20 protein-coding genes are annotated in these 21,327 nt (G+C 64.9%); 14 read left to right on the plus strand and 6 right to left on the minus strand.

Annotated features, from left to right (window positions below; all coding sequences use genetic code 11):
- Positions 1 to 160: 160 nt before the first annotated feature.
- The 5 genes from I6F16_RS06895 to I6F16_RS06915 all read left to right on the plus strand — a co-directional run bounded on the left by I6F16_RS06895 (position 161) and on the right by I6F16_RS06915 (position 6,649).
- Positions 161 to 2,428 (plus strand): acyl-CoA dehydrogenase, encoded by a 2,268-nt coding sequence (locus I6F16_RS06895; protein WP_225114970.1) that lies wholly within the window; start codon positions 161 to 163, stop codon positions 2,426 to 2,428.
- Positions 2,428 to 3,711, plus strand: a complete 1,284-nt coding sequence (locus tag I6F16_RS06900; protein ID WP_225114969.1) for an acetyl-CoA C-acetyltransferase — start codon at positions 2,428 to 2,430, stop codon at positions 3,709 to 3,711. Before I6F16_RS06895 ends, I6F16_RS06900 begins: the two co-directional genes overlap by 1 nt.
- Before the next feature lie 2 nt (positions 3,712 to 3,713).
- Positions 3,714 to 5,810, plus strand: coding sequence for a 3-hydroxyacyl-CoA dehydrogenase NAD-binding domain-containing protein (locus I6F16_RS06905; protein ID WP_225114968.1), 2,097 nt, complete (start codon positions 3,714 to 3,716; stop codon positions 5,808 to 5,810).
- A gap of 60 nt (positions 5,811 to 5,870) precedes the next feature.
- Positions 5,871 to 6,224, plus strand: a complete 354-nt coding sequence (locus I6F16_RS06910) for an acyl-CoA thioesterase (RefSeq protein WP_225114967.1) — start codon at positions 5,871 to 5,873, stop codon at positions 6,222 to 6,224.
- A 233-nt stretch (positions 6,225 to 6,457) separates the two neighbouring features.
- Positions 6,458 to 6,649, plus strand: coding sequence for a hypothetical protein (locus I6F16_RS06915; protein ID WP_036013862.1), 192 nt, complete (start codon positions 6,458 to 6,460; stop codon positions 6,647 to 6,649).
- Between the two features lie 246 nt (positions 6,650 to 6,895).
- Here the strand turns inward: I6F16_RS06915 and I6F16_RS06920 are convergent, their stop codons facing one another.
- Positions 6,896 to 7,348 carry a nuclear transport factor 2 family protein gene (locus I6F16_RS06920; RefSeq protein WP_036013866.1) on the minus strand — a complete coding sequence of 151 codons (453 nt, stop codon included), beginning with the start codon at positions 7,346 to 7,348 and terminating at the stop codon, positions 6,896 to 6,898.
- A gap of 152 nt (positions 7,349 to 7,500) precedes the next feature.
- On the opposite strand from I6F16_RS06920, the gene I6F16_RS06925 reads away from it, so the two are divergent.
- A complete protein-coding gene (locus I6F16_RS06925) occupies positions 7,501 to 8,187 on the plus strand; it encodes an HAD-IA family hydrolase (protein WP_225114966.1) in 687 nt (228 codons plus the stop codon).
- Positions 8,188 to 8,293: 106 nt separating this feature from the next.
- Complete coding sequence (locus tag I6F16_RS06930; RefSeq protein WP_036013860.1) at positions 8,294 to 9,139, plus strand: DeoR/GlpR family DNA-binding transcription regulator; 846 nt, start codon at positions 8,294 to 8,296, stop codon at positions 9,137 to 9,139.
- Positions 9,140 to 9,142: 3 nt separating this feature from the next.
- Here the strand turns inward: I6F16_RS06930 and I6F16_RS06935 are convergent, their stop codons facing one another.
- Both I6F16_RS06935 and I6F16_RS06940 read right to left on the minus strand, forming a co-directional pair.
- Positions 9,143 to 9,568: a type II toxin-antitoxin system VapC family toxin gene (locus tag I6F16_RS06935; RefSeq protein WP_225114965.1), complete on the minus strand. Its 426-nt coding sequence runs from the start codon at positions 9,566 to 9,568 to the stop codon at positions 9,143 to 9,145.
- Positions 9,565 to 9,849, minus strand: a complete 285-nt coding sequence (locus I6F16_RS06940) for a type II toxin-antitoxin system Phd/YefM family antitoxin (RefSeq protein WP_057026246.1) — start codon at positions 9,847 to 9,849, stop codon at positions 9,565 to 9,567. Before I6F16_RS06940 ends, I6F16_RS06935 begins: the two co-directional genes overlap by 4 nt.
- A 228-nt stretch (positions 9,850 to 10,077) precedes the next feature.
- Between I6F16_RS06940 and glpD the strand changes: the two genes are divergently transcribed.
- From glpD to I6F16_RS06975, 7 genes are all read left to right on the plus strand, one after another.
- Entirely contained in the window at positions 10,078 to 11,628 is a 1,551-nt protein-coding gene (gene glpD, locus I6F16_RS06945) for a glycerol-3-phosphate dehydrogenase (protein WP_036013856.1), read from the plus strand.
- Positions 11,625 to 12,701 carry an ABC transporter ATP-binding protein gene (locus I6F16_RS06950; RefSeq protein WP_057026248.1) on the plus strand — a complete coding sequence of 359 codons (1,077 nt, stop codon included), beginning with the start codon at positions 11,625 to 11,627 and terminating at the stop codon, positions 12,699 to 12,701. Before glpD ends, I6F16_RS06950 begins: the two co-directional genes overlap by 4 nt.
- Before the next feature lie 14 nt (positions 12,702 to 12,715).
- Positions 12,716 to 13,801, plus strand: coding sequence for an ABC transporter ATP-binding protein (locus tag I6F16_RS06955; RefSeq protein WP_225114964.1), 1,086 nt, complete (start codon positions 12,716 to 12,718; stop codon positions 13,799 to 13,801).
- The gene (locus I6F16_RS06960; RefSeq protein ID WP_036024799.1) at positions 13,801 to 14,775 is read left to right on the plus strand and encodes a sugar ABC transporter permease; all 975 of its coding nucleotides are present in this window, start codon (positions 13,801 to 13,803) and stop codon (positions 14,773 to 14,775) included. The genes I6F16_RS06955 and I6F16_RS06960 overlap by 1 nt, the downstream gene beginning before the upstream one ends.
- Positions 14,775 to 15,581, plus strand: a complete 807-nt coding sequence (locus tag I6F16_RS06965; RefSeq protein ID WP_036013847.1) for a carbohydrate ABC transporter permease — start codon at positions 14,775 to 14,777, stop codon at positions 15,579 to 15,581. Before I6F16_RS06960 ends, I6F16_RS06965 begins: the two co-directional genes overlap by 1 nt.
- A 10-nt stretch (positions 15,582 to 15,591) precedes the next feature.
- Complete coding sequence (locus I6F16_RS06970) at positions 15,592 to 15,921, plus strand: DUF2160 domain-containing protein (protein ID WP_036013844.1); 330 nt, start codon at positions 15,592 to 15,594, stop codon at positions 15,919 to 15,921.
- A gap of 130 nt (positions 15,922 to 16,051) precedes the next feature.
- Positions 16,052 to 17,794: an ABC transporter substrate-binding protein gene (locus I6F16_RS06975; protein WP_036013842.1), complete on the plus strand. Its 1,743-nt coding sequence runs from the start codon at positions 16,052 to 16,054 to the stop codon at positions 17,792 to 17,794.
- A gap of 236 nt (positions 17,795 to 18,030) precedes the next feature.
- Here I6F16_RS06975 and I6F16_RS06980 read toward each other — a convergent pair whose 3' ends face one another.
- The 3 genes from I6F16_RS06980 to I6F16_RS06990 all read right to left on the minus strand — a co-directional run bounded on the left by I6F16_RS06980 (position 18,031) and on the right by I6F16_RS06990 (position 21,221).
- Positions 18,031 to 19,131, minus strand: coding sequence for an alkene reductase (locus I6F16_RS06980; RefSeq protein ID WP_225173516.1), 1,101 nt, complete (start codon positions 19,129 to 19,131; stop codon positions 18,031 to 18,033).
- Positions 19,132 to 19,310: 179 nt separating this feature from the next.
- The gene (locus I6F16_RS06985; protein ID WP_036013837.1) at positions 19,311 to 19,814 is read right to left on the minus strand and encodes a DUF1993 domain-containing protein; all 504 of its coding nucleotides are present in this window, start codon (positions 19,812 to 19,814) and stop codon (positions 19,311 to 19,313) included.
- Between the two features lie 111 nt (positions 19,815 to 19,925).
- Positions 19,926 to 21,221, minus strand: coding sequence for a lytic murein transglycosylase (locus I6F16_RS06990; protein WP_225143357.1), 1,296 nt, complete (start codon positions 21,219 to 21,221; stop codon positions 19,926 to 19,928).
- Positions 21,222 to 21,327: the final 106 nt, after the last annotated feature.

The raw sequence follows: 21,327 nt of genomic DNA on the forward strand, positions 1-21,327 counted from the left end.
GAGATGTCTCGTGGGCTCGGAGATGTGTATAAGGGACAGCCCCCGCCGTTATCGCTCGGGCGGCCGCCCGGCCGCGTCAATGTTGCAGGCGAGATGCTCGCCTCCGCCAGCCACTTTCCGCTAAAATGCCCGAAAACCGCGCCGATGCATGAGGTCCGCCATGAGCTTCCGCCGCGACACCATCACAAAGCCGATCTTCTCATGGGCGCGCGGCGTGCTGCCGGCGATGTCCGACACCGAGCGCGAGGCGCTGGAGGCGGGGGACGTCTGGTGGGATGCCGATCTCTTCACCGGCAACCCCGACTGGTCGAAGCTGCTGAACGTCCCGCAGGCGACGCTGACGGACGAGGAGCGGGCCTTCCTCAATGGCCCCGTCGACGAGCTCTGCGCCATGCTCGATGAGTGGAAGATCTTTTGGGAGTCGCGCGACCTGCCGCCGGACGTCTGGCACTTCGTCAAGCGCGAGAAATTCTTCGGCATGATCATCCCGAAGGAGTACGGCGGCCTCGGCTTCTCGCCCTACGCGCATTCGGAAGTGGTGCGCAAGATCTCGACCCGCTCGATCGCGGCCGCGGTCACCGTGATGGTGCCGAACTCGCTCGGCCCGGGCGAGCTCCTGATGCGCTTCGGCACCACAGAGCAGCAGCAGCGCTGGCTGCCGCGCCTCGCCGACGGCCGCGAGATTCCCTGCTTCGGCCTCACCAGCCCGGAAGCCGGCTCCGACGCCGCCTCGATGGTCGACACCGGCATCATCTGCAGGGGCGAATTCGAGGGTCGCGAGGTGGTCGGCCTCCGCCTCAACTGGCACAAGCGCTACATCACGCTCGGTCCCGTCGCGACGTTGCTCGGTCTCGCCTTCAAGGCCTATGATCCCGATCATCTCGTGGGCAGCCGGGAAGAGCTCGGCATCACCGTGGCGCTGATCCCGACGAACCTGCCCGGCGTCGAGATCGGGCAGCGTCATCTGCCCTCCATGCAGGTCTTTCAGAACGGCCCGAATTGGGGCCGGGACGTCTTCATCCCGCTCGACTACGTCATCGGCGGCAAGGAGCGGCTGGGGCAGGGCTGGAAGATGCTGATGACGGCGCTCGCCGCCGGCCGCGGCATCTCGCTGCCGTCGCTGTCGGCGGCCGGGGCCGCCTATGCCGCGCGCACCACCGGCGCCTATGCGCGCATCCGCGAGCAGTTCGGCATCTCGATCTCCAAGTTCGAAGGCGTCGAGGAGCCGCTCGCCCGCATCGTCGCGACCGCCTACCAGCTCGACGCCGCGCGCCGGCTCACCTGCGCGGCACTGAACGCCGGCATCCATCCCGCCGTCATCTCCGGCATCATGAAGCTGCACGCGACTGAGCGGATGCGCACCGCGGTCGACGACGCCATGGACATCCATGGCGGCAAGGCCGTGATCGACGGTCCGCAAAACTATCTCGGCAATCTCCACCGCGCCGTGCCGGTCGGCATCACCGTCGAAGGCGCCAACATCCTGACCCGCAATCTCATCGTGTTCGGACAAGGAGCCATCCGCGCCCATCCTTACCTGCTCGACGAGATGAACGCGCTCGCAGATACCGATCGCGAGCGCGGCCTCGGCGCGTTCGACAAGGCGTTCTGGAAGCATGTCGGCCACAGCTTCAGGACACTCTTCCGCGCCATGGGTCGCAGCTGGACCTTTGGCGCATTCGCCCCAGTGCCCGATGCGGGCGATGCCACGCCCTTCTATCGCCAGCTCTCGCGCTACTCGGCGGCCTTCGCGCTCTGCGCCGACATGGCGCTGCTGACGCTCGGCGGCGCGCTCAAGCGCAAGGAAATGCTGTCGGCCCGCTTCGGCGACATCCTGTCCGAGCTCTATCTGCTCTCGGCCGCGCTGAAGCGCTGGCAGGACGAGGGGCGGCAGAAGGAGGATTTTGCCGCGCTGGAATGGTGCATGGCGACCGGGTTCAAAACCATCGAGAACCGGCTTGCCGAAATCCTGGCCAATCTGCCGAACCGCTTCGTCGCCGGCTTCCTCAGGCTCGTGGTGCAGCCGTTCGGCGCCCGCGTGCTCGGCCCGTCCGACCGCATCGTGCACCAATGCGCTGCCATCGTGCTGGAGCCGTCCGCGGCACGCGATCGCCTCACGCCGGATCTGGCCCATGTCGACGACGACGGCGGCTTTGCCCGGCTGGAGCGCGCGTTCAAGCTGGTCGCGGCGACGGATGCGATCGCCAGGCGCATGCGTGCTGCGCATATCCGCGACTGGAAGGAGGCGGTGACCAAGGGCGTAATCACGCAAGCCGAGGGCGAGCAACTCGCCGCTGCCCGCGAAGCCGTCACAAAAGTGATAGAGGTCGACGATTTTGCGCCGGAGGCGCTGTCGCCGATTTACAAGAAAACCGTCAATGTGCATCAGTTCTTCCAGGAACTCGGTGAGCAGAGGGCGGCGAGCTGATGGCACGACCGGTATTCATCGTCGACGGCAGCCGGACGCCGTTCCTGAAGGCGCGTTCGGGGCCAGGGCCGTTCACACCGGTCGATCTCGCCGTGCAATGCGGCCGACCGCTGCTGGCGCGCCAGCCGTTCTCGCCCGATAGCTTCGACCAGGTCATCCTCGGCTGCGTCAACGTGATCGCGGACGAGATGAACCCGGCCCGCGTCGCCGCGCTCCGGCTCGGCATGGGCGAGGACATGGTCGCCTTCACCGTGCAGATCAATTGCGGCTCGGGCATGCAGTCGATCGACACCGCCTACCGCTATATCCGCGAAGGCCATGCCGACATGGTTTTGGCCGGCGGCACCGAGGCGCTCAGCCACGCGCCGCTGGTCTGGCCGAATTCCGGCGTGCGCTGGTTCGCCGGCCTTGCCACCGCAAAGGGCATGGCCGCGAAGCTCGCCTCGGCGTTCAAGCTGAGGCCGCGCGATCTCAAGCCGATCATCGGCCTCGAGCGCGGCCTGACCGATCCCGTCACCGAGCTGAACATGGGCCAGACAGCCGAGGTCGTCGGCCATCTCTTCGGCATCACGCGCGCGCAGTCGGATGCCTATGCGGCCGAGAGTCATCGCCGGCTCGCGCATGCGCAAGGCGCGGGTTATCTGAAAGGCGAGGTCGAAACCGCGTTTTCCCGCGACGGCAAGTTCTTCGACCACGACGATGGCGTGCGCCCGGATTCGACGGCGGAGACGCTCGCCAAGCTCCGGCCGGTGTTCGAACGCCCATGGGGCCAGGTCACCGCCGGCAATTCCTCGCAGATCACCGACGGTGCCTCCTGGGTGATCCTCGCCTCTGACGCTGCCGTTGCAAAGCACAAGCTGACGCCGAAAGCTGCGATCGTCGACAGCCATTGGGCCGCGCTCGACCCCAGCATCATGGGGCTCGGTCCGGTGATGTCGGTGACGCCGCTGCTGAAGCGCAACGACCTCACCCTCAAGGACGTCGAGACCTGGGAGCTGAACGAGGCCTTCGCAACGCAGGTGCTCGGCTGTCTCGCCGCCTGGAACGACGACAAGTTCTGCCGCGAAATATTGCGGCTCGACGGCGCGGCCGGCGAGATCGACCGCGAGCGGCTGAACGTCGACGGCGGCGCGATCTCGCTCGGCCATCCCGTCGGCACCTCCGGCAATCGCATCGTGCTGCATCTCGTCAACGCGATGAAGCGGCTCGGCACGCGGCGCGGAATTGCCACCGAATGCATCGGCGGCGGGCTCGGCGGCGCCATGCTGATCGAGGCGGTATGACCATGGATTCCAAGATCATGACCGTGCTCGCCGACCGCGTGCTGGAGCTCGGGCCGCGCCCTGCGCCGGATGGTCCCTACAAGCACTTCAAGCTGACGCGAGATGAAGACGGCGTCGCCTGGCTGCTGTTCGATCGCGCTGATGCCAGCGCCAACACCCTGTCCTCCGACGTGATGGAGGAGTTCGACGCCGTGCTCGCGGCGATCGAGACCGAGCGTCCCGCCGGTCTCGTCATCCGCTCGGCAAAGCCGTCCGGCTTCATTGCCGGCGCCGACGTCAATGAATTCCGCGGGGCCAGCGATGCCGGCATGGTGGAGACGCGCATCCGCGCCGCGCATGCGGTGGTCGACCATCTGGAAGCCTTGAGGCTGCCGACGGTCGCGGTCATCCACGGTTTCTGCCTCGGCGGCGGGCTCGAGGTGGCGCTGGCCTGCCAGGCGCGCATCGCCATCGATGGGGCGCGTTTCGGCTTCCCGGAGGTGATGCTCGGCCTGCATCCCGGCCTTGGCGGCACCGCGCGTTTCACTGCGCTCGTCAATCCGACGCAGTCGATGGCGCTGATGCTGACCGGGCGCACCATCGATGCGCGCCGAGCCAGATCGCTCGGCCTCGTCGACACCGTGACGCAGGAGCGGCATGTCCAGGGCGCGGTGAAGGATGCGCTGTTCGGCCGTCTGAAGCGGGCCAAGCCTGGTCTGCTGATGCGTGCCGCCAATCTCGGGCCGGTGCGCGGCCTGCTGGCCAAGCGCATGCGAGCGGAGGCCGCGAAGGCCGCATCGCGCGAGCATTATCCGGCGCCCTATGCGCTGATCGATCTCTGGGAAGCGCATGGCGGCAGCAAATCCGCGATGCTGAAGGCGGAACAGGCCTCGTTCGCCAAGCTGATGGTGACGCCGACCGCGCAAAATCTGATCCGGGTCTTCTTCCTGCGCGAGCAGATGAAGAAGGCGGCAGGCGCCGGCAACACGGTGAAGCATGTCCACGTCATCGGCGCCGGCGCGATGGGCGGCGACATCGCGGCCTGGTGTGCGGGGCAGGGCGTTCGCGTGTCGCTCGCCGACATGAAGCCGGAGCCGATCGCAGGCGCGGTCAAACGCGCGGCCGACCTCTACGGCAAGATCATCCGCAAGCCCACCGACGAGCGCGACGCGCTCGACCGCCTCATTCCCGACATGGACGGCGAGGGCGTCCGCAACGCCGATCTCATCATCGAGGCGGTGCCGGAAAAGCTGGAACTGAAACAGAAGGTCTATGCCGGACTCGAGCCGCGGATGAAGCCCGGAGCCATCCTTGCGACGAACACGTCCAGCATTCCGCTGCAGGATCTGCGCACCACGCTGGCGCGGCCGGAGCGGCTGGTCGGCCTGCATTTCTTCAACCCGGTGTCGCGGCTGCAATTGGTCGAGGTTGTCAGCCATGACGGCAACGATGCACAGGTGCTGAAAGAGGCGCTCGCCTTCGTCGGAGCGATCGACCGCCTGCCATTGCCTGTGAAGAGCTCGCCCGGCTTCCTCGTCAACCGCGCGCTGACGCCCTACATGCTGGAAGCGATGGTGATGCTGGACGAGAAGATCGACCAGCGCCTGATCGATGAAGCGGCCGAGCAGTTCGGCATGCCGATGGGCCCGATCGAGCTGGCCGATCAGGTCGGGCTCGATATCTGCCTCGACGTCGGCGATATGCTGCGCACCAAGTTCGGCGATCTCCTGCCGCCGACGCCGGCCTGGCTGCGCGAGAAGGTCGCCAAGGGCGAGCTCGGCCGCAAGACCGGCAAGGGCTTTTACACCTGGAAGGACGGCAAGGCGGAGAAAGCAGCGTTGCCGGAGACCGGACCGCGGGTCACCGACCAGATGATCGACCGCCTGGTGTTGCCGATGTCCAATGTCTGCGTCGCGGCGCTTCGCGAGGGCATTGTCGACGATGCCGACGCGGTCGATGGCGCCATGATCTTCGGCACTGGTTATGCACCCTTCCGCGGTGGCCCGCTGAATTACGCGCGCACGCGCGGCGTGGAGAACATCGTATCCACTCTGCGCGCGCTGGCGGAACGATTCGGCGCGCGCTTCGCGCCCGATCCGGGCTGGGACAATTTCAAGTGAGAGCCATATGAGCGAACAAGCGGCCGGACCGAGCGGGATCTCTGCATCCGCACGCTGGCGATGCCGGCCGACACCAATGCCAATGGCGACATCTTCGGCGGCTGGCTGCTCAGCCAGATGGACGTCGGCGGCGGCGTGTTCGCCTCGAAGGTCGCGCGGTCGCGCACCGTGACGGTCGCGATCGAGGCGATGAATTTTCGCAAAGCGGTCTATGTCGGCGATCTCGTCTCGGTCTACGCCAATCTCGTGCGCGTCGGGCGCACCTCGCTGACCGTGCATCTCGAGGCCTGGGCATTGCGGCGCAAGGAGTTGCATCCGTTCCTCGTCACCGACGGTCATTTCACCTACGTCTCGATCGACGACCACGGCCGTCCCCGGGCGATCCAGCAAAACGATCCGCCGATCGCGACGTAATCGCGCGCGACGCACTGTCCCCATATTGCGAGGCCTTGCAGCGCCGCAGAACGCGGCACGAGCAAGTCACATCGTCGCGGCTTCGCCAAGAACCAGTCAAGAACCAGTCATAAAACGGATGAGGTCCCGGCGTACTCAATTGCGTGTCGATTCGGGGTGGAAACGCCGCAATGCCCTTGGGAACCTTTGGGCGGGAGCGCCGTTGTTTGCCCGCACTGAGGAAGCCACGGACTATGCCGGACAGCTACATCATCGAAGTCGATTCGCAGACCGCAGGTATCGTCGTTCGTTCTTCTGGAGGCTACTGCTTCTTCGCCTCATCGCACCGCTTCAACCGTCTCGAAGGCCAGCTCTTCCGCAACGCCCGCGAAGCCGAGCGCGCCGCGCGCAGGCTGGTGAATGGCGACGTGAAGGAGGCGGCGTAACTGTCATTCCGGCCCGCGAGGCGTGGTCGGAATTTTTTGCCGCCCTTGATGTTGCCTCCTTCCTTCTCCCCTCATGTCCGCCGAAGCCTTGGCGAAGGCGGATGCGGGAGAAGGTGGCGCGAAGCGCCGGATAAGGGGTTGGCTCCGCGAATTCAATAGAGAGTTAGATCCGCGGATAGATACCCCTCACCCGGCTTCGGTTTGCGAAGCCACCCTCTCCCGCAAGGGGAGAGGGGAAAGACGTGATCACAACTTCGTCGCCGCCCGCGACAACAGCTTCCACTCGTCGCCTTGCTTCTGCCAGTTCATCAGGATGTGAAGGTTGGTCGATACTTTTTTCCCATCGGCCGCCATCTCCTGCTCGCCCAGCCAGTGGAAACGCACGATCGCTGCGGGGCCGACGACCTTGATGGTGGGATCCTTGTATTCGATGGACAGAAACTTCGATTTGCCGTCGGTGGCGTTGGCGATGAACGCCGCCTTGTCTTCGACCTTGCCGCTGGAATGGCTGTAGCTCAGTTCCTCCGCGCAGAGCGCGCCGAGCGCCTTGGGATCGGCCGCGATCTGGGCGAGGCGGAAGGCCTCGACCCTCTTCGCCACGGCGTCCTCGTCTGCCGAAGCGGCGAGCGCCGGCGTGGCGAACGCAAGCGCGGACACGGCGAGCGTCGAGAGAGCCAGATCGCGTCGGTTGATCGTCATCGTTTCCTCCTTTTTGATCTTGCAATCAGTGTTGCAGTCGCACGCGACTTTGTCGAGTGTCACCTGCCTCATGTCGATGCGTCATTGCGCGATCGAGGCCGTATTGATACGCCTTCCGCATCGATGCGCCGCGCATGTGGGAAAGTACGGAAATGATCGAGACCAAACACGATGGAACGGGCCGGGCGCTGTTGTTCGACATCGACGGCACGCTCGCCGACACCGATCCGTTGCACTTGAAGGCTTTCAACCAGGTGCTCGGCCCGCACGGACACGTCTTCGATCACGCACGTTTCTCCCTCGAGCTGCAGGGCTTCGCCAATGTCGCGATCGGCGAGCGCTTTCTGCCCCACGAGGCGCCGGAGCGGCGCGCCCTCATCCTCGAAGAGAAGGAGGAGGTCTTCCGCACGCTGGTGGCCGGGCAGATCGCGCCCCTGCCGGGCCTGATGGCGCTGCTCGACCGCGCCGATGGCGCCGGCATTCCCATGGTTGCGGTGACCAACGCGCCGCGTCTCAACGCCGAGCTGCTGCTCTCAGGACTCGGCATCACGCATCGTTTCAAGGCGCTGGTGATCGGCGCCGAGCTGCCGCACGGCAAGCCGCATCCGCTGCCCTATCAGGAGGGGCTGCGTTTCGTCGGCGCGAGCCCGCGAGCCTCGATCGCATTCGAGGACTCCCGCACCGGCGTGCAGTCCGCAACGGCCGCCGGCATTCCGACTGTCGGCATCCGCACCAGCCTCAGCCATGCTGACCTGGTTGGAGCAGGCGCGGTCGCCTCCGCCAGCGCGTTCGACGACCCGACGCTGCTCGCACGTCTTGCAAGTGCCATGGCATGGTGAGAAATGGCGGGGTGAGGACCTTCATCCGTCAACCGTGATCGGCGTCCGCATTGACCGCAGGCGCGAACCGCCGCACCATGCATCATTCTGATTTGAGGCCGTTGCCGTGACCGGATTGACCCATCGCCAAGCCGAAATCCTCAACATCGCGCGCGCCTCCGGCCGCGTCATGGTCGAGGAGCTGGCGCGCCGCTTCGAGGTGTCGGCGCAGACCATCCGCAAGGATCTCAACGATCTCTGTGAGCGGCGTTCGCTGACCCGCATCCATGGCGGCGCCATCATCGCCTCGGGCGTGGAAAACCTCGCCTATGAGGCGCGCCGCTTCGTCGCCGCCGACGAGAAGAAGGCGATTGGCGCTGCCGCCGCCTCGCTGATCCCGAACGGCTGCTCGCTCTTCATCAACATCGGCACCACGACGGAGGAGGTGGCGAGCGCGCTGACCTCGCATGAGGATCTGCTCGTCATCACCAACAACCTCAATGTCGCCATGCTGCTCTACCGCCATCCGCGCATCGAGGTGGTGGTCGCCGGCGGCACGGTGCGGCGCGCCGATGGCGCCGTGGTCGGCTCGACCGCGACGCAGCTGATCGGACAGTTCAAGGTCGACTATGCCATCATCGGCGCCTCGGCGATCGACGAGGAGGGCGCGCTGCTCGACTTCGACTACCGCGAGGTGCAGGTGGCGCAGGCCATCATCGCCAATGCCCGCAGCGTCATGCTGGTCGCCGATTCCACAAAACTTCGCCGCAGCGCGCCGGTGCGCATCGCCCACATCACCCAGATCCAGACCTTCGTCACCGACCAGGAGCTGCCCGAGCGCCTCGCCACCATCTGCCACAGCAAGGGCATCGAGGTGGTCGAGGCGATGCCGAAGGGCGCGGAGGTCGACGATGCGTCGGCCGAGGTGCAGGATGCCGCACCGGAAGCCGCACCAGTGGTGCGGCTGAGATAGAGGCTAAGCGCCGTCCCACGGGTTGAGCAGCGGAACGCCGAAAGCCGCAAAATCCTTCACGTTGCGTGTGACGAGCGTGAGATCGTTGACCAGCGCAGTCGCCGCAAAGAAGCCGTCCATGACGGACAATGCGACGCCGCTCTTGCGGCTCTGCGCCATGAGGTCACCCCAGCGCTCGGCCACTGTTTGGTCGATCGGCAGGACGCGCTCGGCAAACCGCGCAGGCAAATCGTGGGCAAGCCAGGCGGCCAGCGCGGTGCGTCGGCGACCATCCTCAAGCAATGCGATGCCACGGCGAAGCTCGGCGATCGAGGTGACGCTGATGAACGCACGGTCCTCATCGATCCTATCCAGCCATGCCACAACTTTTGGCGAAGGCGCGGGCCGCTGAACTTCCGAAAGCACGTTGGTGTCCAGCAAAAGGTTCATGGCACTTCGTCGCGTGGCGCGTCGTGCAGCCGGTCGAGTTCAAGGTCGGCGCCGCGCAACGGCGAGGCCAGCAGGAATTCGGCCAGGGTGCCCTTGCGCGCTGTCTTGCGCGCCCATTCCTCGACGGAAACGATGACGGCATTCGGCTTGCCGTGACGGGTGATGACCTGCGGGCCGGTCTGGGCGCGGTCGAGCACCTCGGACAGTCGCGCCTTGGCATTGGCCAACGTCCAGCTGTCATTCGTTGGAAGCGCGTCGGGTTCAACGTTACGATTGACCATAGGGATAAACCATTTTGACTAGTATGACTATAATCGCTCGACGCTGACCAATCAAGGTGCTGGTGCCTCCCAAATCGCCGTGGCGCTGCCCAACATGAACTCCTCTTGCCCACCAAGAAACTTCCGCTTTCGCTTCCTTTCGCCTCTCTTTCATCTTGCTTTCGTTTTTCGGTGTGATCTAATCAAAAGCGAAAGTAGCCGCTTGATGGAACGGGCGGTCGCCGGGGGATGCGTCTGTTGGAGCGTATTTTCGATCTCGCCATCATCGGAGGCGGTGTTAACGGCTGCGGCATTGCGCGTGACGCGGTGGGCCGCGGCAATACCGTTTTCCTGTGCGAAATGAACGATCTGGCGAGCGGGACATCGTCGTGGTCGACCAAGCTCGTGCATGGCGGCCTGCGCTATCTCGAATATTACGAGTTTCGGCTGGTCCGCGAGGCCCTGATCGAGCGCGAGATCCTCTGGGGCATCGCGCCCCACATCATCCGGCCCCTGCGATTCGTTCTGCCGCATCACGCCGGCCTGCGCCCGGCCTGGCTGCTGCGCCTCGGCCTCTTCCTCTATGATCACATCGGCGGCCGTCACCTGTTGCCGGCGACCCGCTCGGTCGATCTCAAGCGCGATGAGGTCGGCAAGCCGCTGATCCCGAACCGCTACAGCCGCGCCTTCGAATATTCGGACTGTTTCGTCGACGACGCCCGCCTCGTCGTGCTCAATGCGCGCGATGCCGCCGACAAGGGCGCCGAGATCCGCACCCGAACCCGCGCCACCGAGATTCGCCAGTCGGACGGCGTCTGGACCGTCAGCATGGTCGATACGCTGACCGGCGCGCGCTCGCAGATCCAGGCCAAGGCGCTGATCAATGCTGGCGGACCCTGGGTCGAGGACGTGCTCGGCCGCGGCGCCGGCGTGAATGCGAAAGCCAAGGTGCGCCTGGTGCAGGGCTCGCACATCGTCGTGAAGAAGCTCTACGACCACGACCGCGCCTACATGTTCCAGAATGCCGATGGCCGCATCATCTTCGTGATCCCGTACCAGGATGACTTCACCCTGATCGGCACCACCGACCGCGACTATGACGGCGATCCCGCCAAGGTGAAGGCGACGACTGAAGAGATCGAGTATCTCTGCAAGGCGGCCAGCGAATATCTGGCCAAGCCCGTCGCGCCCACCGACGTGGTCTGGACCTATTCCGGCGTGCGTCCGCTCTATGACGACGGCGCCAGCGAGGCCAAGGCCGCGACGCGCGACTACGTGTTCGAGCTCGACACGCCCGGCGGCGTGCCGCTGCTGTCGATCTATGGCGGCAAGATCACGACCTATCGCAGGCTCGCCGAAGAGGCCTTGGAGCGCCTTGCGCCTTACTTGCGCAGTGCGAAAGCGCGCGAAGGCTGGACCGGCAAATGGCCGCTGCCGGGCGGTGACATGAACGTATCCGACATCGACGGCCTGATCGCCGAGCTGCAGCGCGGCTATCCCTTCCTCAGCCATGAGCATGCGCGGCGCCTGGCGCGCGCCTATGGCACCCGTGCCATCAAGCTGCTCGGCGATGCAAAATCGGCTGCGGATCTCGGCCAGGCCTTTGGCGCCACGCTAACCGAGCGCGAGGTCCGCTATCTCATGGCCAACGAATGGGCCGTCACCGCCGACGACGTGGTCTGGCGCCGTTCCAAGCTCGGCCTGCGACTATCTGCCGACGAGATCGCGACCCTCGACGACTGGATCAGGAGCCATGCCGTGGCGCAAAGTCCCCTGCTGGAAACGGGAGGACGCTCATGACCGTGACACTCGATCACGTGACCCGGACCGTGGAAGGCGTGCCGCACATCCGTGACGTCTCGCTGACGCTCGAGAGCGGTACGCTCAACGTGCTGCTCGGGCCGACGCTGTCAGGCAAGACCTCGATCATGCGGTTGCTCGCCGGCCTCGACAAGCCGACCACGGGCAAGGTGTTCGTCAACGGCAAGGACGTCACCGGCGCCGACGTGCGCCAGCGCTCGGTCGCGATGGTGTACCAGCAGTTCATCAACTACCCCTCGCTCACGGTCTACGAGAACATCGCCTCGCCCCTGCGCGTGCAGGGCAAGCCGCGCGACGAGATCGAGGCGCGCGTCGCCGAGGCCGCAAAGCTGCTGCGGCTCGAGCCGTTCCTGAAGCGCACGCCGCTCCAGCTCTCCGGCGGCCAGCAGCAGCGCACCGCGATCGCACGCGCGCTGGTCAAGGGCGCCGACCTCGTGCTGCTCGACGAGCCGCTCGCCAATCTCGACTACAAGCTGCGCGAGGAGCTGCGGGCGGAGCTGCCGCGCATCTTCGAGGCCTCCGGCGCGATCTTCGTCTATGCCACAACCGAGCCGACCGAGGCGCTGCTGCTCGGCGGCAACACGGTGTGCATGTGGGAGGGCCAGGCACTGCAGATGGGTGAGACCACCAATGTCTATCGCCGGCCGCAGACCTTGCGCGTTGCGCAGGTGTTTTCGGATCCGCCGCTGAATCTCGTGGGCCTCGAGAAGGGGAACGGCATGGTCCAATATGCGGGCGGGAGTGCAGCGCCCGCGTCCGGGCTTTATGCCGGTCTGCCCGACGGCTTCTATCGCGTTGGCTTTCGTGCCCATCAGCTCGGGCTTGCCAATGGCGAGGCCGACCGTCACGCCTTCCACGCCACTGTCACGGTGACCGAGATCACGGGTTCGGAGAGCTTCGTGCATCTGACCCGCGACGGATCGAATTGGGTGGCGGTGCTGCACGGCGTGCACGAGTTCGAGCCGGGCCAGATGCTCGATGCCGTGCTCGATCCCAATGATGTCTTCGTCTTCGATGCTGCCGACCGTCTGGTCGCGGCACCGGGCTCTTAGGAGGGAGATGCGCCATGGCCCGCATTGACCTCGTCGATCTCGCCCATTCCTACGGCGGCAACGATGCGCCGCAGGAGAGCTTTGCGCTCAAGCCTGTCACCATGACCTGGCGGCAGGGCGGCGCCTATGCGCTGCTCGGCCCCTCCGGCTGCGGCAAGACCACGCTTCTGAACGTCATCTCCGGCATCATCACGCCGTCGCGGGGGAAGATCCTGTTCGACGGCAAGGACATCACACCGCTGTCAACCCAGAAGCGCAACATCGCGCAGGTGTTCCAGTTTCCGGTGATCTACGACACCATGACGGTGGGGGAGAATCTGGCGTTTCCGCTGAAGAATCGCGGCGTGCCGAAGGCCGACATTGACAGGCGCGTCGCCGAGATCGGTCGCCTGCTCGATCTCGAGCCCTATCTGAACCGCAAGGCCACGCGCCTGACCGCCGACGCCAAGCAGAAGATCTCGCTCGGCCGCGGTCTCGTGCGCAACGACGTTGCCGCCGTGCTGTTCGACGAGCCGCTGACGGTGATCGATCCCGAGCTGAAATGGCAGCTCCGCTCCAAGCTGAAGGCGCTGCATCGCGAGCTCGACCTCACGATGATCTATGTCACCCATGACCAGACCGAGGCGCTGACCTTCGCCGACACCGTCGTGGTCATGCATGACGGTCGCGTCGTGCAGAGCGGCACGCCGGCCGAGCTGTTCGACAAGCCGGCGCATACGTTCGTCGGCTATTTCATCGGTTCGCCCGGCATGAACATCCTGCCGGCCGAGGTGAGGGGGCGCGAGGCCAGGATCGACGGCCACGTCATCGCGCTGAACCGCAGCTACGACAATCTGCCCGCCGGCGCGAAGATCGAGATCGGCGTCCGTCCCGAATTCGTCGAGGTGGTCGCGCCCACACCTGGCCTGCTCACCGCCAGGATCGAGCGCATCGACGATCTCGGCCGCATCCGCTTCGCGCGCGTGCGCGTCGTCGACGCCAAGCTCGCGGCGCGCGCTCCTGGCGGCTTCGCCAGCGCGGACGGTACCGCCGGGCTGAAATTCGATCCGTCGCACGTCCACGTCTATGCCGACAGCCTTCTGGTGGAGGGAGCCGCCTGATGGACAAGACCGTCAACCAAAAAGCCTGGTTCCTGGTGCTGCCGGTGTTCCTGGTCGTCGCCTTCTCGGCGGTGCTGCCGCTGATGACGGTGGTGAACTATTCGATGCAGGACACCTTCGGCAACAACCAGTTCTTCTGGAACGGCGTGGGCTGGTTCAAGGAGCTGCTCGATCCCTCCACCGACCTCGGCGGCCGCTTCCTCGCCTCGCTCGGCCGCAACCTGTTCTTCTCGCTTGTCATCCTGGCCATCGAGGTGCCGCTCGGCATCGTCGTCGCGTTGTCGATGCCGCGCGAGGGCTGGACCGTCGCAGCCTGCCTCGTCATTCTCGCGCTGCCGCTGCTGATCCCCTGGAACGTGGTCGGCACCATCTGGCAGATCTTCGGGCGTCCCGACATCGGCCTGCTCGGCTACGTCCTCAATGCCATGGGCTTCGATTACAATTACGTCTCCAACGACGTCGATGCCTGGTTCACGGTCATCGTGATGGACGTCTGGCACTGGACCAGCCTCGTCGCGCTGCTGTGCTATGCCGGCCTGAAGTCGATTCCCGAAGCCTATTACCAGGCCGCGCAGATCGACGGCGCCTCGCGCTGGGCCGTGTTCAAGGCGATCCAGCTGCCGAAGATGAACCGCGTGCTCTTGATCGCGGTGCTGCTGCGCTTCATGGACAGCTTCATGATCTACACCGAGCCGTTCGTCGTCACCGGTGGCGGGCCCGGCAATTCCACCACCTTCGTGTCGATCGAGCTGGTCAAGATTGCGCTCGGCCAGTTCGACCTCGGCAAGGCCGCGGCGCTGTCGCTGGTCTACAACCTCATCATCCTGATCGTCTGCTGGATCTTCTACACCGTCATGACCAATGCCGGTGTCGAACGCAAAGTCCAGGCTTCGAGCGAGCCGGCGGCGGAGCCCAAGCCCGCGGCCGCGCTCAAGCCCGTGCCCGCACTCGAGCCAAGGGAAGGAGTGGCCTGATGCATTCGATCCCCGGCCGTCGCCTCATCATGGGGCTGTTCCTGATCTTCCTGCTGCTGCCGATCTACTGGCTCGTCAACATGAGCTTCAAGACCAACAGCGAGATCGTCTCGACGATGACGCTGTGGCCGCACACTCCGACGCTGCAGCACTACAAGCGCATCTTCACCGACGAGAGCTGGTATTCGGGCTACATCAATTCGCTCGAATACGTCGTCCTCAACACCATCATCTCGATCGCCGTGGCGCTGCCGGCGGCTTACGCCTTCTCGCGCTACCGTTTCCTCGGTGACAAGCATTTATTCTTCTGGCTGTTGTCGAACCGCATGGCGCCGGCGGCGGTCTATGCGCTGCCGTTCTTCAATCTCTATTCGGCGATCGGCCTGTTCGACACCCCCTGGGCCGTCGCGCTCGCGCACTGCATCTTCAACGTGCCGCTCGCGGTGTGGATCCTCGAAGGCTTCGTCTCCGGCGTGCCGCGCGAGATCGACGAGACCGCGTTCCTCGACGGCTATTCCTTCCCGCGCTTCTTCATCAAGATCCTGGTGCCGCTGATCGCGAGCGGCATCGGCGTCGCCGCCTTCTTCTGCTTCATGTTCTCCTGGGTCGAGCTCTTGCTCGCGCGCACGCTGACGTCGGTGCATGCCAAGCCGATCGCAGCGATCATGACGCGTACGGTGTCGGCGGCCGGCATGGATTGGGGCCTGCTCGCCGCCGCCGGGGTGCTCACCATTATTCCGGGCGCGCTGGTGATCTGGTTCGTCCGCAACTACATCGCGCGCGGTTTCGCGCTCGGCCGCGTCTGAGGAGGCATCAATGGAATCCATCGCATGGATGGCCTGGACGCTGCCGACCGCGATCTTCTTCGCCGCGCTCGCCTGCACGCTTCTCGTGATGACCTGGCTCGCCGCGGTCTATCCCGAGGCCGAGCGTGTCGGCGTGCTGCGCATCCCGACCACGCGCGGCGACCGTCTGTTCATCTCGCTGATCGCGGCCGCCGTCATCCACCTCGCCTGGATCGGCCTCGTCGGCACCGACGCGATCGCTACGCTGCCTATCGGCGAGGAGGGGTTTGAAATCTCGAGCCTGTGGCTCGCATCAGGAATTTCGCTGGTCACGGCCGCGCTCATTTTCCGCACGGTCTGAAGCTTGCGAAGGGACGGCCAGATCCGGGACCAACCCGGGCCTGTATAAAAGTTTGTCGCTGCAACGGAGGAACAACATGCGACAGTTTAGGAGAAGGAAAGGTCCATTGACCAAGAATAGTTTTCTGACCATGTCCAGCGCCGCTGCGATCATCGCGGTGTCGTTCGCCGTCTCGGCGCCGGTTCGCGCCGCCGACGAGGCCGTGATCCAGAAGTGGATCGCGGAATTCACGCCTTCGACGCTGTCGAAGGAAGACCAGAAGAAGGAGCTGGAGTGGTTCGCCAAGGCCGCCGAGCCCTTCAAGGGCATGGAGATCAACGTCGTCTCCGAGACGATCACGACTCATGAATACGAGGCGCAGACGCTCGCCAAGGCATTCTCCGAGCTCACCGGCATCAAGCTCAAGCACGATCTCATCCAGGAAGGTGACGTCGTCGAGAAGCTCCAGACCCAGATGCAATCGGGCAAGAACGTCTATGACGGCTGGATCAACGACTCCGACCTGATCGGCACGCATTTCCGCTACGGCCAGACCATTGCGCTGTCGGACTACATGACCGGCGAGGGCAAGGACGTCACCAACCCCATGCTCGACGTGAACGACTTCATCGGCAAGTCGTTCGGCACCGGGCCGGACGGCAAGCTCTACCAGCTGCCCGACCAGCAGTTCGCGAACCTCTACTGGTTCCGCTACGACTGGTTCACCAATGCCGACTACAAGGCCAAGTTCAAGGCCAAGTATGGCTACGAGCTCGGCGTGCCCGTGAACTGGTCCGCCTATGAGGACATCGCCGAGTTCTTCACCAATGACATCAAGGAGATCAACGGCGTCAAGGTCTACGGCCATATGGACTATGGCAAGAAGGACCCCTCGCTTGGATGGCGCTTCACCGACGCTTGGCTGTCGATGGCCGGCAACGGTGACAAGGGCATTCCGAACGGTCTGCCGGTCGACGAATGGGGCATCCGGATGGAGGGCTGCCGCCCGGTCGGCTCTTCGGTGGAGCGTGGCGGCGACACCAATGGTCCGGCCGCAGTCTACTCAATCACGAAGTATCTCGACTGGATGAAGAAGTACGCCCCGCCGCAGGCGCAGGGCATGACCTTCTCCGAGTCCGGCCCCGTGCCGTCGCAGGGCAACATCGCCCAGCAGATGTTCTGGTACACCGCCTTCACTGCCGACATGGTGAAGCCGGGTCTGCCGGTGGTGAATGCGGACGGTACGCCGAAGTGGCGTATGGCTCCGTCGCCGCACGGCTCCTATTGGAAGGAAGGCATGAAGCTCGGCTACCAGGACGCTGGCTCCGCCACGCTGCTGAAGTCGACTCCGCCGGATCGCCGCAAGGCAGCCTGGCTCTATCTCCAGTTCATCGTCTCCAAGTCGGTGAGCCTGAAGAAGAGCCATGTCGGTCTCACCTTCATCCGTGAATCCGACATCTGGGACAAGTCGTTCACCGAGCGTGCGCCGAAGCTCGGCGGCCTGATCGAGTTCTACCGCTCGCCCGCGCGCGTGCAGTGGACCCCGACCGGCAACAACGTGCCCGACTATCCGAAGCTCGCGCAGCTGTGGTGGCAGAACATCGGCGATGCGTCGTCCGGTGCGAAGACGCCGCAGCAGGCGATGGATGCTCTCGCGGCGGCCCAGGATTCCGTGCTGGAGCGTCTGGAGAAGTCCGGCGTGCAGGGCGCCTGCGGTCCGAAGCTGCACAAGAAGGAGTCGGCCGAGTACTGGTTCGCCAAGGCCCAGAAGGACGGCACCATCGCGCCGCAGCGCAAGCTCGCCAACGAGAAGCCGAAGGGCGAGACGGTGGACTACGACACCCTGATCAAGTCGTGGCCCGCCACTCCGCCCAAGCGCGCGGAAGTGAAGTAAGCGGCGCTTAGAGCGATATCAAACACGAAAGGCCGGGAGCGATCCCGGCCTTTTTGTTTTGTCGTTGTGGTGCGAGGGTTTTTCACACCTCGGTGTCATTGCCCGCCTAGTGCGCAATTGCGCACAGGGGCGGGCAATCCAGTATTCCAGAGACGGTCGTGGTTGAACCGAGAAGCCGCGGCGTACTGGATGCCCCGCCTTCGCGGGGCATGACAGCGTCATGTGTGGAGAAGAACCTACTCCGCCGGCTCGGCCGCCAACGTCGGGTAATCCGTGTAGCCCTTCGCACCACCACCGTAGAACGTGTTCTTGTCCCAATCGTTCAGCGCCGCTCCCTGCTTCAGCCGCTCGACCAGGTCGGGGTTGGAGATGAACGGCTTGCCGAAGGCGATGAGGTCGGCGGCGTTCGCCTCCAGCACTTTGCTGGCGAGGTCGAAATCGTAGCCATTGTTGGCGACGTAGGCGCCCGAGAAGCGCTTGCGCAACGACGCATAGTCGAACGGCGCGATGTCGCGCGGCCCCCCGGTGGCGCCTTCGACCACATGGAGATAGACCAGCTTCAGCGCGCTGAGGCCGTCGACGATGTGATCGTACAGGGCCTGCGGGTTGGAATCCGAGATGTCGTTGGCCGGCGTCACCGGCGAGATGCGGATGCCGGTGCGCTCGGCGCCGGCCTGGGCGACGACGGCCTTGGAGACCTCCAGCATCAGCTTCGCGCGGTTCTCGATCGAGCCGCCATAGGCATCAGTGCGCTTGTTGGCGCCGTCCTTGGCGAACTGCTCGAGCAGATAGCCGTTGGCGCCGTGGATCTCGACGCCGTCGAAGCCGGCTTCCAGCGCGTTCTTCGTGGCGCGCTTGAAGTCGTCGATGATCCCGGGAATCTCGGAGAGCTCGAGGGCGCGCGGCTCGGAGACGTCGGCGAAGCCGCCGTTGACGAAGGTCTTGCCCTTGGCTCGGATCGCGCTCGGTGCCACCGGGGCTGCGCCATTCGCCTGCAGATCGACATGCGAGATGCGGCCGACATGCCAGAGCTGGATGAAGATCTTGCCGCCGCGTTCATGCACCTTGTCGGTGACCTTGCGCCAGCCGGCGACCTGCTCCTTGCTATAGATGCCGGGCGTGTCCTGGTAGCCCTGACCTTGTTGCGAGACCTGGCTCGCCTCGGTGATCAGCAGGCCCGCGGATGCACGCTGGGCGTAATATTCGGCGGCGAGCGGACCGGGCACGAAGGTGCCGGGTACGGCACGGTTGCGCGTCAGCGGCGCCATGACCAGGCGGTTGGCCAGCGTGATCGGGCCGAGCTTGTAGGTCTCAAACAATTTGGTCGAACGGCTCATGGGAATGCTTCCGGGCGGTGAGAGGTCTCGAACAATTGTGCATCGCGACATCGGGCGCAAGGGATGAGCCATACGCAAAGTGCAGGCGAGCTACGCGGCAGGGCGCGCGTAGCATAATTCGTGTGCAATGTCGGCTGCGACAGCGAAATCCCACTGTCGCGGTCGTGCGATTTCACAAATCAGTTCGCGCCGAGGAAATCGCGCTTGCCGATCTCAACGCCGTTGTGACGCAAGATGCCGTGGGCGATCGCGGCGTGGAAATAGAGGTTCGGCAGCGAGAACGAGCTCAGGAATTGCTGTCCCGTCATGGTGATGGTCTTGCCGGGGCCGATCGGAAAGGTGACGTCCTTGGCGTCGGCGCCCTCAAACTGCTCGGGCTTGAAGGATTTGACATAGTCGATCGTTTTCGCCAGCCGCTGCTTCAACTCCGCAAAGCTGGTTTCGGTGTCGGGCGTCGAGGGGACCTCGCTATGCGTCAGCCGCGCACAGCCTCTGGTCGGATAGTCGCTGACCAGCTGTATCTGCCGCGACAGCGGCAGCATGTCCGGGAAGAGGCGCGAGCCAAGCAGGACGCTGGGATCGATCTTCCTGGCCGCGCAATGCGCCTCAGCTTTGGTGAGCAGCCCGGTCACGCTGTTCAGCATCTGCAAATAGGCGGGGACGACGGCGTCGTAGAAGGACATGTGATGCTCGCTTCAAATGGTGGGAAATCTCAGGAGGAAACCTGAGCCACTCACATGGGAGCCTCATGGAAAATTGCAATCGCGGAAAGCCGCTTGTGCGATGCGAAAATTCTACCGCACCGTCGTCTGGGGCAGGACCTGCGCCGTGCCGCCGCGCATGCGCGCAAGCAGCTCGGCGGTCGGCCAGGAATCCGCCGGCAGGCCGTACTTGATCTGCGTCGCCTTCACCGCGGCGCGGCTCTGCTGCCCCAGCACACCGTCGACCTTGCCGACGTTGAAGCCGGCGCGCACCAAGAGCTGCTGCAATTCCTTGAGCTCGTTGAACGGCAGCTGCGCGACCGGCGCAGCCGGCTTGCGCATCGGCGCGGCCCCGGCGATGCGCGAGGCGAGATAGCCCGCGGTGGTCGCGTAGATCAGCGAGTTGTTCCACTCGGTGTAAGCCGCGAAATTCGGATAGGCCATGAAGGCCGGCCCGAAGCGTCCCATCGGCAGCAGCACGGAGGCTGCGAGATTGTCGTTCGGCAAGGGCCGGCCGTCGGGATAGGTGACGCCCAGTTGCGCCCATGTCGAGCGCGGCTCGCGTACCGTGAGATCGGTCTTCTCCCACGGCAGGTTCGGCGGCACCTTGATCTCCTCGAGCCACGGCTCGCCGCGCCGCCACTTCAATCCGTTTGCGATGTAGTTCGCGGTCGAGCCGATCACGTCGGCCGGCGAGCGCAACAGGTCGCGCCGTCCGTCGCCGTCAAAGTCGACCGCGTAGTTGACGTAGTGCACGGGCAGGAATTGGGTCTGGCCGAGCTCGCCGGCCCAGGAGCCGATCATCTCGTCGGGATGCAGATCGCCCCGGTCGATGATCTTCAGCGCCGCGATGGTCTCGTTCACGAACATCTCCGAACGGCGGCAATCATAGGCGAGCGACACCAGCGATTTCAGCGTCGGCAAATTGCCCATGTTGGCACCGAAATCGCTCTCGAGGCCCCAGAACGCGGCGATCACCGCGGGCGGCACGCCGTATTCCTTTTCCGCGCGCGCAAACGCCGCGGCGTATTGCTTGATGTGCTGCTGCCCGTTCTGCATGCGATAGGCCGCGGCCATGCGGCCGGCGAATTCGGTGAAGAGCTGTCCGAACACGCGCTGGCCGCGGTCGCGGTTGACGATGCCCTGGTCGTAGACGAGATAGGGCGATGCCTCCGCGATCGTGCGCTGCGACACGCCGGCGGCCACCGCCTGTTGCTTCACCTCGGTCAGGAAGCGATCGAAGCTCGCGCCATTGTGGCACGAGGCGGCGCGCGGCGAGGGGGCCTTCGGCACTGCGGGCTTGGCAGGAGGCGGAAGCATTTGGGCGGATGCCGTGGCCGTGCATGCGATAAGCGCGAGGGCCGCGATCGGAAATCGGGTCTGGACCATGGGGGTTCCGGCGGGGAAGGGCAGGCGTGGATTCGGCCGAAGTTTAGGGGAAGCGGCCGCCCCAGGCCATCCCCAGCCTGCACCTGATCTGGAGGACGGGTGGTCG

The organism is Bradyrhizobium sp. IC4060 (assembly GCF_020193715.1).
GTDB lineage: Bacteria > Pseudomonadota > Alphaproteobacteria > Rhizobiales > Xanthobacteraceae > Bradyrhizobium > Bradyrhizobium yuanmingense.